The organism is Sphingobacterium sp. B16(2022) (assembly GCF_012030425.1).
Taxonomy (GTDB): Bacteria; Bacteroidota; Bacteroidia; order Sphingobacteriales; family Sphingobacteriaceae; genus Sphingobacterium; species Sphingobacterium anhuiense.
In genome coordinates this window covers 940,015-955,380 of record NZ_JAAUVN010000001.1, presented here as the reverse complement: position 1 = coordinate 955,380, position 15,366 = coordinate 940,015, and the positions used below count along the sequence as shown (strand labels likewise).

Here is a 15,366-nt window from a genome sequence, read left to right as displayed (position 1 = left end):
ACTAGTCCGCAAATCCCTTCGGGTTAGCTTTAATGGACACAAAATCATCCTTAGAATTATTTGAATCCTGCAGCACCCGCCTGCCATTAACCAGCTCTTTTGTTTTCCGAATCACAGCATACGAAGATCGCGCCCCACCGTCAACAGCCGTCCATCCCGCATCATTTTGAGCAGAAAACTTCTTTGGATATTGTGTTGAAGTAGAAGACTGAAGCTCAACAGCATCCAGTATAAGATCAATCGGTACCTGAATATAAGTCCCCGAGGTATTGACACGTCCATCAGCAAAAGGCAATCCATAGCCCTTCCACTTCTTTTCATTCCATACCTCATCTTCACGAAAGATAAACCAGCTCTGTTGCGCTGCCTGATTCATAATCAGATCTAACCCACTACCCCGGCGAAGCACCTCAACATTCGGAACATTCGGATTATCAACATCCGATGCCAATGGTCTTGACGTTCCGATATAAGGAGCATAATAAGCTTCAAAGTCAGCGTTGCTCAGATCTACCGTTAAACTCGGATCCTGAACAGCAATCACTTTGCCATCAGCTCCTTCATAAGGAGCCTTATGATTGGTCGCTGTAGCCGCGATCACCATACTTTCACCAGGTGCAATCGGATAATCCCGACCTTTACCAGGTAATCGCAGGATCGTTTGCGCATAAACGTAATCGGCATTTGCCTTCATGTCTGGAGGCATTTCATAGGATTTACTCCAATCGTATTGTTTACTATTCGCTTGGTAAGCGTACAGCGCATTGTTACTATTTGCTCCATAGGCTTCGGCAATACATAAACTATCGACATATTGAACCTGATTTGAATTGTTAAAGATCTCAATAAATTGATCTCTAAAACTCGCACCCAAGGTCGCATGCGAACCCGCATAATAGATCTGTTTGATCACCAATCCATTTGGATTAGAATTGCCGCTTACCAACGACAGATCCCAATGGTTTTCAACTTCTCTACCGACCATTATTTCCTTTATTTCGGAACTAAAAGTTACGTCAAAGTCTTCTTCCCGGTTCAACAATTGATTGAATAGATCGACCTTAAAAGTGGTCACAGCTTGGATTCTATACGTATTTGGCGCAAGATCCGGAAAAGCAATATGTCCATCCTGCCCAGTCTTAGCACTATAGATCAATTTTCCCTTTAACGAATAGATATTCACCGTGATGGTGTCCACAGGTAATTTTTCTTGATATTCCTGACTTGCATAAGTAACATCTGCCGTGATATCCACCGGCCCATTATTTGGCGTCAGCTCCTTTTGACAGCTGCTGAATGAACCCGTACAGATAAACAGCAATATTAAATATTTTTGTAATTTCATATACTTAAAGTTTAAGTCGTAATTGTGCACCATAACTCGGTTTATCATTCGGAATAACCATCGTATTATCCGATCGTTTATACTGCGGACGATAATTGAAAACATTGTAAACATGAAATGTCAAGATCAAGCGTTTACTTATTTCTTTAGATAAATTGAGGTGAAAATTAGTATATACCCCCGGTTGGTTTTGGTTTCTCACTTCCTCAATAGGGATAAGTAGATGCTTATAGTCGATATTTTTTTCATCAAATTCATTAATCTCACGGTAGACACCATTTTCTGTAAAATAACCCAGCGGGATACCGTCAGTCGCTTGTGTATTGGTTCTATTCAAAATATTAAATTCGGTCGTAAAATTTAATAAGAGCTTAGCCTTTGGAATATGCGTACTCGAAGTAATTGCGGCATTACTTGTCCAAGTAGAACGCTCAAATACAGGATATAGACCTGTCACAGCATAATTTGGGTTATTGGTATTATTGGTGAAATTTCTAAAATTTTGAACCGGTCTATAAATTGATTTTGTGATCCCGCCACGCAGATTAAGCGATGTCTCAATCGCCGTCCATTTTGGTGTGGATAACATGAGTTCAACACCTTGATTTTTTGTGGTTCTACCATTCACAAAAGTATAGCGGGACAAACGATGACGTTTAGTTCCTGAAGTAACATAAGGTACCTCAGCCTCTGGATCAGGATTGTCTACATAATTTGGCAAAATGATCGGTGTATAAGACATTTCGGAGTATACATCCCGATAATTTCGTTTACTATACACATTCACCCCAGCTCTAAATCCGCGGTGCTCATAGGCTACCGAGAACTCCAACTGTTCAGAAAGTGCAGGTTTCAGCTTGCTATTGTCTGGTGTAAATTTATCAACATAGAGCAAGTACACACTATTCGCCTCATCTACGGCACCATTATCTTTTACCGCAGTCTTTTGGTATAAGGGGATTTCATAGAAAACGGGACCTGGATATAACTGCGCCAATCCCGGTGCTTTACTTCCCCAACCATAAGCTAAACCAATACGCAAATCGGGGGTAAGCTCATAATTGATATTTGTACGCGGTGAAAAGGTCACATAACCTTCAAAGAGATCCAATCGTGTACCCAACCGCACATTCAGGTTACGGTCCGCTATAGTGGTTCTAAAAACATCTTCAGCATATAGACCGATTTGATTTTGAGCATGTAGCCGTGAAAAATCATAATATCGTTCCGAGCGATTGTCTCCATTTGCAACCGAGGTATTATTTCGCGGACGTGTCGGATCGACGATCTGCCCCCGCCCCTTGTTTTTAGAATAATTATAAGAGGATCCAAAATTAAACTGGTGCAAGATATCGCCCGTATGGAAACTACCATTCAAATCCAATCTGGCTGTAAAATCCACAGGCTTTCCCTCCAGATTGGTCACTGCCGTGTAGATACCAGAAGCATATTGTCCATTGGTGATTCCTACATTAGTTGCATCGGTATATATGATGTAGGTATTATTCATATACTGCTCTTTGTAGGTATTCTGATAGGTCTCACTATAGCGTACATTAAAACCAATATTAGTCAAGAAACTATTGTCAATTCTATAATTGAGGCGATTACCTATAGAAAAGTTATAAGCTTTATAGCGCAGTATGGTTGCCGTAAGATCATCTGGATCACGGCGTACATTATCCAGATGACGACCATAATCCGCTGTGAAGGTATTGGTAAAAGCACGGTCCTTTCCAGCGGCAGTACTCCACATCAGATTACTCCCCACACGGTCATACGATTTTAATTTATCGCGGTTATCATTATACGAACGTGTAAAATTACCCCCAAAAGTAAAAGCGCCCAGATTTTTTGTTTTAAACCCTTTTGTCAATCCGTATACCGTGGCATTATCACGAAGTTGCATATTAAAGTTGAAAGGAGTTCCACCCGCTACCCGATTGATAATAACAGCACCATTGGTCATATCCCCATATTTTGCGGAGGAAATACCAGCCACCACTTCCACACTCTCAATGTTGTCCGTCGCAATCTGACGTAAATCTGTTCCTCCAAACGTGTAATCACCGGTATATCGGTCGCCACGATCAGCACTCCCCATCAATCCCGATATACCACCGCCCACATAAGAATTACCCATTCCGCTAATCCCTGGATTAAGCGTCTGCATATTTGCATTATTAGAAAGTGCTATACCATCCATAATCAAAGCAATACCAAACGAATTATTTAATGAAAAAGGATCTTTTGTCCCCAGAGAATTTGTCCCCATCGAAGCACTGCGCAGATTAGCTTGTTGCACCTGTTGTAAAGAAGGCGCGGCAATCTTCTGTCCAGGGACCAAACTCAACAGATCATTAAGACTGAGCGCTCCTGACTGCTCAATCACTTCGCGGTTTATATACAGCGAAGTATTACTTTCTAAATTCTGATTCGTACGCGGAGTTACTGAAATTTCCTCAAGTCCCACACTTAATAACGGTAAGGTAACAGTCGATGCAACTGTCTGCTGTTTGTCCAGCGATAGGTTTAAGGTTGTCCCCTGCCTCCCGATCATCGAAAAACGGACTTCGGCAGATTTAAGACGGTGTGCCGGAAACTGGAATCTGAACGAACCATCTTGCTCGGTTAAAAAATATTGGTTTAGTTCTCTAAAGAATACCGAGACCAATGATAACGGTAGTCCTTCCTCATCAGTAACTTTACCCGTTAAAAGACCTACAGAACCGTTATTAATTAAAATATTTCGTCCCGACAACTTCATCTGTAGGTAGGTCTGTTGCTCCAGACTTTGTAAAATCTGAGTCAGAGAACCACTCATCTGTAAAGAAACCTTACGATTCAGATTGACGGTTTTTTCATCATATAGAAAAGTATAGCCCGATTGGTTTTCAATCTGCTCTAAAATAGATTTAAGCGACTGACTTTTACTTTCGACTTTAAGCTGTTGTGCAGTCACTGAAAATCCATGACAGGTCAGTGCGACACCAAGAAATAAAGAACGAACCCAGATTGCGCTGGGCTTATTATTGTTTTTCATATTATTTTTTACGGACAATTAAGGTGTTAGATTCAAGAGAGAAGTGATATGAGGTAGTTAAAGTTAATTTTTCCAGCACCTGTGCCAAGCTTTCATGTGCAATCGATCCAGAAAAATCAAGCTCTATACCTGCATCAGGTTGAAAAACAATACCATATTTACGCGCCAGCTGTGAACCAATTTCCGAATAACCTGCATGCTTAAAGTGTAGAATTCCTTCCATTGTTTCGCGTTCTTTGGCTCGATCAAAAGGTTCTATTGTATAAGTTCCCAAGGCTTTGTTATAAACAAATGCCTGTCCGGGCACAATCACCAGATGCATGCTCTCATTGGAGATTTCGACCTTTCCTGTAAACAAGGCAATCTTCGCTAATTTGTCTTCTTCAAAAGCATGAACATTAAATGAAGTTCCTAGCACTTTCACATCAAATTCACCAGCCTGGATAATAAATGGTTGGTCGGCATTATGTGCAACATCAAAGAAAGCTTCACCTTTTAGTGCAACCTTCCTTTCGCCTTCAGTAAATCTCTGAGGATAATTTAATGTCGAAGTAGGGCCTAATCGTACTTTTGTTCCGTCCATCAACTGCATGTTCATGTACTTACCTGCAGGCACTTTTTGTTCTAAAAATTCCACTGTTGCCATTGGGGATTGCAGCGGAACCTGTCTTTGCTGGTAGAAAAAGATTGAAATACCCAAAACAACCAGACATGCTGCGGCATAGGGCAACCATTTGCGAAACTGAAATAAGCGGTTCACATGCCATTCATCAATCGCTTGAGACAGACGCAATCTTTCCGTTGCAATCTCTTCCTCAGACGGCATAGCCTGGAGCTGTAAAATCAATGTTTTACTTTCTACGATCAAATGTTCATATTGCGGATTTTCTGCAATCCATTTTTGCCAGTAAACGAAATTTTCTGATTCATGATCCAGACAATAGTCAATAAAAGAAGGATCACAGATGAGTTTTTCTATAGTAGGGTTAACCATTGTTTTTCATGCATTTTAAGAGTAGTGCATGAAACCTTCTAATTTTACCTATTTTATTTATAATAATTTAAAATAAAAATCAAAATAGGCGTTAAATTACCTTTCAGGCTCTTTATGGCTTCGTAAATAACATTATATACGGTCCGAACGGCCGCATTTTCCTCGGTTGCAATCTCTTCATAGGACTTGTTCTGAAAAAATTTCAGATCTATGTAGTGGCGCTGTTTTTTGGTGAGCTTGGCCAGCGCGGCATGCAGCAACTGCTCTTTCTCGATGATTTCTTCGACCTTTATTTTTTGATCCTCCACAGATTCTTCAAAAGGTTCATTTAGTATACTCTCCAGCGAAGACTGTTGCGATTTAAGTTGCCGGTATATAATCCTCTTCAACCAAACAAAGACATAGAATTTAGGATCTTTGATTTCCTGCGGTAGGCGTTCATGCTTTTCCCAAAGTTCATAAAATAGAATATGGATCGATTCCTTTACGATTTCTCTATCTTTACCGATAACCATACCATACTGGAACAGAGACCTATAAATAGCATCATAGAAAACAAAGAAACTTTTCTTATCCCCTTTTGTAATATTGACCCAGTGCGTTTTCATTTTCGAGGTCGCTAAGATACTATATTGTTTAGATTAATTCCAAATAAAAAACAACATAGTCCTTCAGCTCAAGTCTTGGATATAATGGATTCATATTTAATTGCAAATCTTATTCCTTTTGACTATCGATATTCACAAACAATCACGCATACGGAAATTCTTAAAAACTACTGCTTTGGGTATAGCCATAAGGATGAATTTACAAAAAGGAACACGCTACCATATATTTGTTTTTTGTAACTTTGAAAAATGGAAAAGACACAATCAATCGAAGATTTTTATAAAACCAAACTCAATTGGGTACCTGACAATATCCGAAAAGAGATTGGCCATTTCAATGTATTCAGGCTTGATGATTTTGTTGGCAGCCATGCTAAACCAGTTCCATACAGCAGAAAAGACTATTATAAAATCAGCTTGATTATTGGTAAAAACAAAATTTATTATGCCGATAAGGAAATCGAGATAAAAAAACAGGCACTATTATTTGCCAATCCCCAGATTCCCTATAATTGGGAGTCTCTCGATGACCAGCAGTCTGGTTTTTTCTGTGTATTTACACCTTCATTTTTTCATCATTTTGGAAATTTAAGAAATTACGAAGTTTTCCAGCCCAATGGAACCCCTATTTTTGAACTTAACGACGAACAAAACGAAAACATAAAACATATTTACCTAAGTATGTTCGAAGAAATCGATTCCGATTATGTGCACAAGTACGATGCATTGCGAAATCTGGTATTTGAAATTTTGCATCAGACCTTAAAAATGCAACCCGCAAAAAAGATTGAAAAGCAGGAGATCAGTGCCTCACACCGTATTGCTATTTTATTTTTAGAATTACTGGAAAGGCAATTTCCCATTGAAGATGCAAGACAAAGAGTTCACTTCCGTTCCGCATCAGATTTTGCAGGTCAATTGGCTGTACATGTCAATCATTTGAGCAGAGCAGTAAAAGAAACCACACATAAAACGCCAACTCAAATCATTGCCGAACGATTGCTCCAAGAGGCTAAAGTTCTTTTAATCCAAACCGATTGGAACGTTTCTGAAATTGCATTTGCATTAGGCTTTACCGAGGTGACCCATTTCAATAATTTTTTCAAAAAACACTTAGCTATTAATCCGACTCAATTTCGAAATGTTAGAATTTCGTAAGGTATTGTTAGCTTTTCGTTATCCCTTCCCTCATCGTCGCCCTACATTTGTGTTATCATAAAAATCAAAACGATGGAAACACAAAAAGTATGGTTAGTAACAGGAGCCTCGAAAGGTTTAGGCTTATCATTAGTAAAAAAATTACTACAAGAGGGATTTCGGGTAATTGCAACATCACGGAACACGCAACCATTAATCAAAGAAATCGGCGCTATATCGAATCTATTCCTTCCGATAGAAGTAAACTTATCCGATAACGAGGATGTAAAAAAAGCAATTGCAACAAGTATCGCACATTTTGGGCAACTGGATGTTGTTGTCAACAATGCGGGCTTTGGACAGATAGGCACCATAGAAGAACTAACGGACGGGGAATCAAGAAGCAGTTTTGACATCAATGTCTTTGGCACCTTGAATATCATTCGAAACGTAATGCCCCATTTACGTCAAAATAAATCGGGACATATTTTCAATATCGCTTCAATAGGTGGTTATTCAGGTGGATTTGCAGGTTGGGGTATTTATTGTGCCACAAAATTTGCTGTTGCAGGTTTAACAGAAAGTTTAGCTGAAGAAGTAAAAGGTTTCGGAATAAAAGCAACGGTTGTCTATCCGGGATATTTTCGCACCGATTTCCTTGCTAAAGGATCGGTCAAAACACCGCAGCATACCATAGCAGATTACGAAGCAGCCCGCCAATCTGAACAAGCACACTTGAATGACATTGATGGCAATCAGCCCAATGATCCCGAAAAAGCGGCCGATGTACTAATCGCGATAAGCAAAACAGAAAATCCACCGGTGCATTTGTTCTTAGGTAGTGATGCCTATGACGTCGTCTACAAAAAAATGGATTTCATCACCCATGATGTTGAACAATGGAAAAGTTATACCCTCTCAACCGCATTGTAGTGATGTTCTAAGGAATGAATGAAACCTTCAAGGATATTTTTCAAAATAATGCAGATATAATAGCAAGATTCTAACCTTCAAGAGTGCTTTGAAAAGAGGCTGATGGATACAATAAACTGTCCCAAAAATGGTTGACACTTTTTGAGATCAGTCCGAATGGTCATCAGTCTTTTTTCTTACGCTACCCCGTTAGCATCTTGTCACATCATCTCCCATTTAATTTTCACGTACCACACTTCGGTTTTTCTCATCTTCAGCAGCATTCACTTTCTTCGTATTTTTAATCGAACCTCCAAAACTATAAGTAAGATTCAGTTTCACCATACGCGTTTCAATATGATTACGCCAGTTCTGCTGTATTGGCCCACTATTTTGTTGGAACTTATTCTTATATGAATTAAAAACATCCATCACATTAAGTTGCACAGAAGCACGTTTCTTTAGAAACTGTTGCCTTACTCCTACTGTTAAATAAGCAAAAGCTTCATTGCTGATGTTTCGTTCCACACTTTTACCTCGATAATTAAAAAGGAATAAAAAAGAGAAGTTTTTATGAAGCAAAAAACTATTATAAGAAGTGGCGGAGATGCTATAACGGCCATCAGTCTGAAGCAAAATACCATCAAACTCTCCTTTAAACGGGCGCTTCGACAAGATCGCATTAGAACTGGTGTACCACCACGGTAATACCTGCTTGCCATACATCGCCTGAAGCGTAAAGTAACCTGCATGATCCGCATTTCCCGGTAATGTTGTGACTACAACATCTTCCACTGGCACAGTTATATTGGTAAAATCATCTACACTGTAACTGTAAGTAACACCTGCGTAAAACGCATTTTTGTACCCGTACCACAAGTCAGCATTATAAGCCAGTACAGGTCGTAATGCAGGATTTCCTTGTTGCAGGTTATTACTGTTAATGATCCGGATCAGTGGATTTAAACTTTCATAACCAGGGCGTTCAATCCTTTTATTGATCCCGAGACTAAGATTATGATTTTTAGTTAGCTTATAGTCAACGTGAACCGACGGAAAAGGATTAAAGTAATTTTTATTAAAGCTGTTCTTTCCAGATTGCTCCTCTCCCTGTCCATACGTATACTCACCCCTGATACCCAGTTGGTATGAAAATTTTTCACCAGTAGCACCATATGTCAAGTAGAGAGCCGAAATGTTTTCCTGATAATCAAATAGATCGTTCTGATGGCTTGCCCCTTCCCGGAAATCATTACTATTGTCGGAAAACACAAAACTCGTTTTCATTCCCATCTCGAACTGACGCCCTTTACCCAAAGGCTGTACATAATCCGTTTTAAAAGCATATACATGAAGGATACGATCTTGAGCAATCACGCTCGGCTGATCATCGAAAGGATCGAAAGAAACTGTTCTATTATTTTGATCATTATAGTTTGCATAGCGATAATAATCCAGATCCATTGTTAGATCCCTTCCCGCAGTATCGATCTGATGTTGCAGACGCAGTCCGGTCGAAAAGTTACCTGCATAAACAGCAACGTCGTTGCTAAACACAGAAAGTGACTTACTTTTAGCAATAACATCCACTTCTTCAATATGCGCTACTCCATCCCGCCACGATGTTTGAAAACCAGGCTTAACAGAGGCAGATAAAGTAGTACGCTTGGATAAATAAAAATCCATTCCCAAGTTGGGTGTGTAGTTGGCAATAGCCCTCGTGCTCTTCATTTTCGATATCGACTCCCCAACAACTGTCCCCGCATCATCTAAAAAATTGGTTGCAATGTCCGTGTTGTAAAAATACTTATTGTAATTATAATCCAGATTCAGCAGCAGATTATAACCTTTTCCTTTATAATTGAGATTGACACCACCATTCGCTTTTCCATAAGTCCCTTTCCCAGCTCCTGCATAAACATTACCATCTAGACCGCCTTTGTAACTACGTTTTCGGATGATGTTGATGATGGCACCATTTCCGGCCGCATCATATTTAGCAGAAGGTTGACTAATCAATTCAACTTTTTCAATTGCTGCCGAAGAAATACCCTTCAGCAGACCAGACAATGCATCTGCCGAAAGTGCGCTCACTTTACCATCAATATAAATCTGAACCGATTTGCCGTTTAGACTAATTAGGTCTGATGCATCAACAGTAACCCCCGGCAACTGATTCATAACCTCCATTAATGGAGCTCCGGAACCAAGACCATTCAGATTGACGATCACTTTATCTGCCCTCCTTTCGATAAAAGGAAGCTTTGCATCAACCGTCACAACACCTAACTGTGTCGGTTCAATTTGGAGTGCAATACTCCCTAGGTTTATACTCGATACCGCAGTAACTTCAAAAGTTACAGTATAAGCTGACCTATAACCCATGCTCTTCACTTCAATCAAATATTTACCAGATGCGATTGCAAAACCAAAATTTCCCAAACTATCTGCCAATACCGTCTTTACCGTGTTTGAATCAAGACTATTTTTTAAACTAACCTGAGCATAAGGTATAAATATATTCTTTTCATTAACAACAGCTCCAAACACATTATTCTTTCTTTCCTGTGCATGAGCAGACATCAAACTGCATAATAGTAAGCCTAAATAGCTATAAAATCGAGTGGATTTAAAAATCAGAATGCCGATCATGTTTGGTATAAATTGGTATACCCAAACATACAACTAACAAACTAGTTATACAACTAATTTATTAGTCATCACAACTAATAATGTAATAAATAAATATAAACTACTGATTATCAGGATTAAAATTTATATTCATATGATAAAGAGATCGAACACGAAGACCATTTTGGACTGCTGGTTGCCAGTTCGGACTTAAAGAAATAATACGCAGGGCCTCGCTGTCCACTATAGGACTTAATCCATTTTCAACTTTTTCATGGGTCACTTCACCATTAGCTTCGACAATGAAACTCACTGCTACTTTTCCCCTTTCATTTGAGACCTTTTTTGAATTCTGAATCAAAAAACTACTAAAAGCGTCAACCCCGCCAGGAAAAATAGCAGGCTGCACCCTACTGTCCGAATCCATCGCACTAAAATTTGAAATCTTCCACGAACATAGTACCACAACAAGCGCGGCCATAGGCACAAGCCCAATGTATTTCCATAAGTGTTTAACGCTGGACTTCTTGCACTGAAGCATCCTGATCCGGGCTTCCAGTAAGGAAGGATTATAAAAAGTATTCGTCAGCACCGGTCCAACTTTAAAAGATTTCAGAAAAAGAGTCATTGCATATTGCTTAGTGCTGCCGGCATATTTGACAGCATGTTCATCCGCGAGATATTCATGAACAAACTTAAGACTCTTACGATAACAATATATGAGCGGGTTGAACCAAAAAAATACGGCAATCAATTCGACAAAAATGATATCCAGTGTATGTAACTGTTTAACATGAACCTCTTCATGCGCATTTATTGCGTCAAAATCCGATAGATCTGGATCAATAACTTTAGTTCTCCAGAATGAAAATGCTCTACCGATCTCCTGCGAATGCAATTGATTTTTTATAACAGCAAGTTTTATGACCAGCCATATAGCACTGCAGCTAACGCCAGTCCAGTATAAAACAGAAAACAGGTGAATTTGTATCTCCGCGACAGAAACCAGCTTATCTTTAGCAATAAAAGATAAAGGAATTTCCATCAGCACCATTTGTGGTAAGCCAAAAAGCGCCGAAAGGTTCAGCAATGGGAGCATCATCGCCAAACAAAGTGTTGCTAACAAATAAATTCGATTCCATAAAAAGAAAGTCTCACGTTTGAGCACCAATTGATAAAACATATAAAAAATGGTCATCGCGATACTCGACCAAATGAAGTAGAGCTGGTTTTCCACAGGACTTAGTCTTTAATTTTATCAATCATCTTAAGTAACTGTTCAGCATCCTTTAAGTCAATTTTCTTTTCATTAACAAAAAAGGAGAACATATCCTGAATAGAATTGGAGAAGTAATTGTCCAAAAATTTATCGGCCTCGAAACGCATATACTCCTCTTTTGAAATCAACGGATAATAACGGTGAGTTTTACCAAAAGCTTCGTAAGCCACTGCACCTTTTGTCTCCAAAATACGGATCATCGTAGACACGGTGCTATAAGCAGGTTTTGGTTCAGGCAATTCCTGTATGATTTCTTTAACAAATGCTTTCTCTAATTTCCACAGCACCTGCATCAATTGGTGTTCTACTTTGGTAAATTCTACTATTTCCATTGCTGATTCTTTTATACTCAAATATCAGCTAAATAATTAGTTATCACAACTAAAAGACAACTAATTATCCAGCAGACCGAAATCTCATGACACTATGAGATTTCGATCCGCTTATTTTAATACTGTTTCTGTTTTGTCCAGAAAATTATGAACAGCATCTTTAATATCAATGCCCGATCTTTCTGCCAATACGATTAACCACCATATATTTTCCCCTAGTTTATGTTCCAGCTCAGCTTCCGATCCCACTTTTGGCCAGCGTAGTTGTTGCGACATAATGTCCCGTCCGACCAACCCAGCATCAGTTAAATAAGCTAAAGCATCTTCTTCCACAGTCCATTCGCTGCCATGATGGGTCATCTCCAACTCGTGGTATTTTTTCCTGATAGTTATTGAGCGACGAATTATTTCGTCAAAATTATCTTTTTCCATGCTTATATATGTTTATACTACTGCGTAAAATCGGACATTACATACCGTATTTGGCCATTCTTAAATTTGAAATCAAATATTTCAACGATTCTACATTCGTGGAAACCTTCTGTATCTTGCTCTTCAAGATACGCATTATTATATTGTCCAAACCTTAGACCTATTTCTTTTGTGAAATGTCTCTTTCTAAAATAGGATCATTCGAGTGCTTATGCGAAATAAATAGTTTTCCTGTAATTTTATCAATTTAAAGATATTCAGGTACTTGTTCCAAAGCGACATCGTCAATATGGTTTAAAAACTGAAAATAATCTTCCATTATCTCTTTTCCAATTCTTTGTTTTTCTTGATTAATCACTCTCAATAAACATAAGCTCAAATATAGTTCAGCGACATATCGGGTGACATTTTCTGATAAATACAATATAACAAAGAACTGATAAGCCTTTTCAAGGTAATTATATTAAAAACAAAATAAAAAATATCTTATCGATAAATATTTATTAAATTAGATTTTAAATATCAACATATAAGTAGGTAAAACATCCTACTTGAAATAAGGTGAAAAGAAACGAAAAATTAGGTGATGTATAAGTGGCGATCAGGGGCGTTTTTCAAAAAGAAACGCCCCTTTTTTAGATCATGCAAGAAAGATATGGGGAGATATCAGGATAGATTTACAGATCAATTATATAAATTTTAAACTTTAATTATGATAAAAAACACAATCAAATTAGGGCTGATAGCAGTCATCGCCCTCTTTTCATCCTGTCAAAAAACGATAGGCCCTATCGAAACCATCCCGGTTGATAGTTTAGCGATCAGCTACGATACCATCCAGGTTTTTAATGAACTGCCCTCGGGAGTCAAAGAATCTAAAAGACTTGGGCAATCATTTCCAGCATCAGATTTTACCGCTACCGGGTTTTACGTAGCACCAAGTGGTACATTATCCATTTATGTAGACCAGCTGGAGGACGGAACAGGTATCCCCACCTTATTAATAGGCACCTATTCACGCTATAAAGACAAATGGAATCCGACAGTTGTTCCGCTGACACAGGGCCTCAATACCATTCAGGCAGATCAGTACGGTGGTTTGTTGTATATACGGTATAATGCCAATGACAACAGCACACCTAGCGGTAAAGCACGGGTTGAATTTAGAGCAGGACATAAACCTGTTCCTCATTATGTGTTGGGAAAAACTACCAATGCACAATGGCAGGTCATGCTGAATACCTGGACCGAAGCACCCGATGTGTTATTAGAAAGCGAAGAGACCATGTTAGTCGCTTCCCGCGCAAAGGCCTTAGACCACAGACTGGAAAATCAAGAACAGCTCATGCAGACATACGATGAAATTGTCAAAGCAGAATATGCGATCAGTGGTATAGACGGTTCAGCGGCACAGCATGATGAGAATATCCATAAAATATTAATGACCGAGACCGATAATGCAGACTATTTCATGGTTGCCACCTGGTATCGGACTGCTTACTACACCTCCACAATGAATACACTACTCACAGTAACCGGTGCTAGAAATGACGGCTGGGGTCCGTGGCATGAACTGGGACATATGCATCAGCAGTCTGCCTGGACATGGGAAGAATTAGGTGAAACCACCGTTAACATTTATTCTTTGGCTGCGGAACGAAAAATGGGCGCTCAAAACTCGAGGCTGACCCGTGATAACGTATGGACAGAGGTCATGGACTATCTCATCATTCCTTATGCTGAAAAAGATTTTAATGCATCAAGTACCAGCGTATTTGCGCGCTTAGCCATGTTCCAGCAACTCTGGTTAGCATTTGGAGATACTTTCTATCAAACTTTGCACAAAGAAACCAGAATAGAGCAACCTAATGTGACGACAAGAGCACAGAAGATGCGCTATTTTATGTTAAAAGCATGTACAATTTCAGGTAAAAATCTAAGCGGTTTTTTTCGCAAATGGGGACTTAAAGTCGATGAATCAGTATATACAGAAATACAGAATCTCAATTTACCTACGCCTACTGAGGATCTTACGACTAAGACCGATGATCCTAATTGGGAAAATAAGTGGCTCGTGATCGATTACACCAATCAGGAAACCGGTGCAGAAAATGGAAGGGCAGCGAATATAATTGATGGCAATGCCAATACATTCTGGCACTCCCGCTGGTCCAGCAATCCCGAAACATATCCCTATTTTATTACAGTAGATATGAAAACCAGCAAAACGGTTTCCGGCTTTACGCTTACCCAAAGAAATGGTTCTCGTAAAGTAAGAGAAATTGAAATTCAGGTGAGTCAGAACAACGCAGACTGGAACAGTCTAGGAACATTTACCCTGCAGGAAAATAGTGTACCACAAAACATTGACTTACCATCAACCCAATCCTTCCGTTATTTTAAACTTGTTTTCAAATCCGCATTTGATTTCACCCAAAATGCCGCCATGGCAGAAGTATCGGTTTATTAAACGCTGAAATTATATTTTAATGTGATGCACAACCATACATTAAGATCAAAAGTAATAGCATAAAAGGGATTGATGGAAAAAATTATCATCAGTCCCTTTTTCATAATCTTTACTAACTCGAACGTAAATATTGCCCTCGATACCTCCTTTATAATTTTTTTTGTGTAAAATAGTGATAATCGC

General features: G+C 39.0%; 11 protein-coding genes. 3 read left to right on the top strand and 8 right to left on the bottom strand.

The annotated features are described in order from the left end of the window. Window position 1 precedes the first annotated feature (1 nt). The 4 genes from HCX49_RS04225 to HCX49_RS04210 are packed head-to-tail and all read right to left on the bottom strand — an operon-like array spanning window position 2 to window position 5,990. The gene (locus HCX49_RS04225) at window positions 2-1,345 is read right to left on the bottom strand and encodes a DUF4876 domain-containing protein (RefSeq protein ID WP_168126267.1); all 1,344 of its coding nucleotides are present in this window, start codon (window positions 1,343-1,345) and stop codon (window positions 2-4) included. 4 nt (window positions 1,346-1,349) lie between these two features. Continuing rightward, window positions 1,350-4,388, bottom strand: a complete 3,039-nt coding sequence (locus tag HCX49_RS04220) for a TonB-dependent receptor (protein ID WP_168126266.1) — start codon at window positions 4,386-4,388, stop codon at window positions 1,350-1,352. A 1-nt stretch (window position 4,389) separates the two neighbouring features. Continuing rightward, on the bottom strand, window positions 4,390-5,382 hold the full coding sequence (locus HCX49_RS04215; RefSeq protein WP_132767420.1) for a FecR family protein: 993 nt from the start codon (window positions 5,380-5,382) through the stop codon (window positions 4,390-4,392). 53 nt (window positions 5,383-5,435) lie between these two features. Then, window positions 5,436-5,990 (bottom strand): RNA polymerase sigma factor, encoded by a 555-nt coding sequence (locus tag HCX49_RS04210; RefSeq protein WP_132767418.1) that lies wholly within the window; start codon window positions 5,988-5,990, stop codon window positions 5,436-5,438. Between the two features lie 249 nt (window positions 5,991-6,239). Here HCX49_RS04210 and HCX49_RS04205 point away from each other — a divergent pair, with 249 nt between their 5' ends. Both HCX49_RS04205 and HCX49_RS04200 read left to right on the top strand, forming a co-directional pair. Then, window positions 6,240-7,148, top strand: a complete 909-nt coding sequence (locus HCX49_RS04205; RefSeq protein WP_132767416.1) for a helix-turn-helix domain-containing protein — start codon at window positions 6,240-6,242, stop codon at window positions 7,146-7,148. A 72-nt stretch (window positions 7,149-7,220) separates the two neighbouring features. Next, the gene (locus HCX49_RS04200; RefSeq protein ID WP_132767414.1) at window positions 7,221-8,060 is read left to right on the top strand and encodes an SDR family NAD(P)-dependent oxidoreductase; all 840 of its coding nucleotides are present in this window, start codon (window positions 7,221-7,223) and stop codon (window positions 8,058-8,060) included. A gap of 216 nt (window positions 8,061-8,276) precedes the next feature. Here the strand turns inward: HCX49_RS04200 and HCX49_RS04195 are convergent, their stop codons facing one another. The 4 genes from HCX49_RS04195 to HCX49_RS04180 all read right to left on the bottom strand — a co-directional run bounded on the left by HCX49_RS04195 (window position 8,277) and on the right by HCX49_RS04180 (window position 12,713). Continuing rightward, window positions 8,277-10,622 carry an outer membrane beta-barrel family protein gene (locus HCX49_RS04195; protein ID WP_165905808.1) on the bottom strand — a complete coding sequence of 782 codons (2,346 nt, stop codon included), beginning with the start codon at window positions 10,620-10,622 and terminating at the stop codon, window positions 8,277-8,279. A gap of 169 nt (window positions 10,623-10,791) precedes the next feature. Further along, window positions 10,792-11,907 carry a M56 family metallopeptidase gene (locus HCX49_RS04190; RefSeq protein ID WP_168126264.1) on the bottom strand — a complete coding sequence of 372 codons (1,116 nt, stop codon included), beginning with the start codon at window positions 11,905-11,907 and terminating at the stop codon, window positions 10,792-10,794. Between the two features lie 5 nt (window positions 11,908-11,912). Then, window positions 11,913-12,281, bottom strand: coding sequence for a BlaI/MecI/CopY family transcriptional regulator (locus tag HCX49_RS04185; protein WP_021192059.1), 369 nt, complete (start codon window positions 12,279-12,281; stop codon window positions 11,913-11,915). A 111-nt stretch (window positions 12,282-12,392) separates the two neighbouring features. After that, complete coding sequence (locus tag HCX49_RS04180) at window positions 12,393-12,713, bottom strand: MazG-like protein (RefSeq protein ID WP_021192058.1); 321 nt, start codon at window positions 12,711-12,713, stop codon at window positions 12,393-12,395. 712 nt (window positions 12,714-13,425) lie between these two features. On the opposite strand from HCX49_RS04180, the gene HCX49_RS04175 reads away from it, so the two are divergent. Then, window positions 13,426-15,183, top strand: coding sequence for a M60 family metallopeptidase (locus HCX49_RS04175; protein WP_168126263.1), 1,758 nt, complete (start codon window positions 13,426-13,428; stop codon window positions 15,181-15,183). Window positions 15,184-15,366 lie beyond the last annotated feature (183 nt).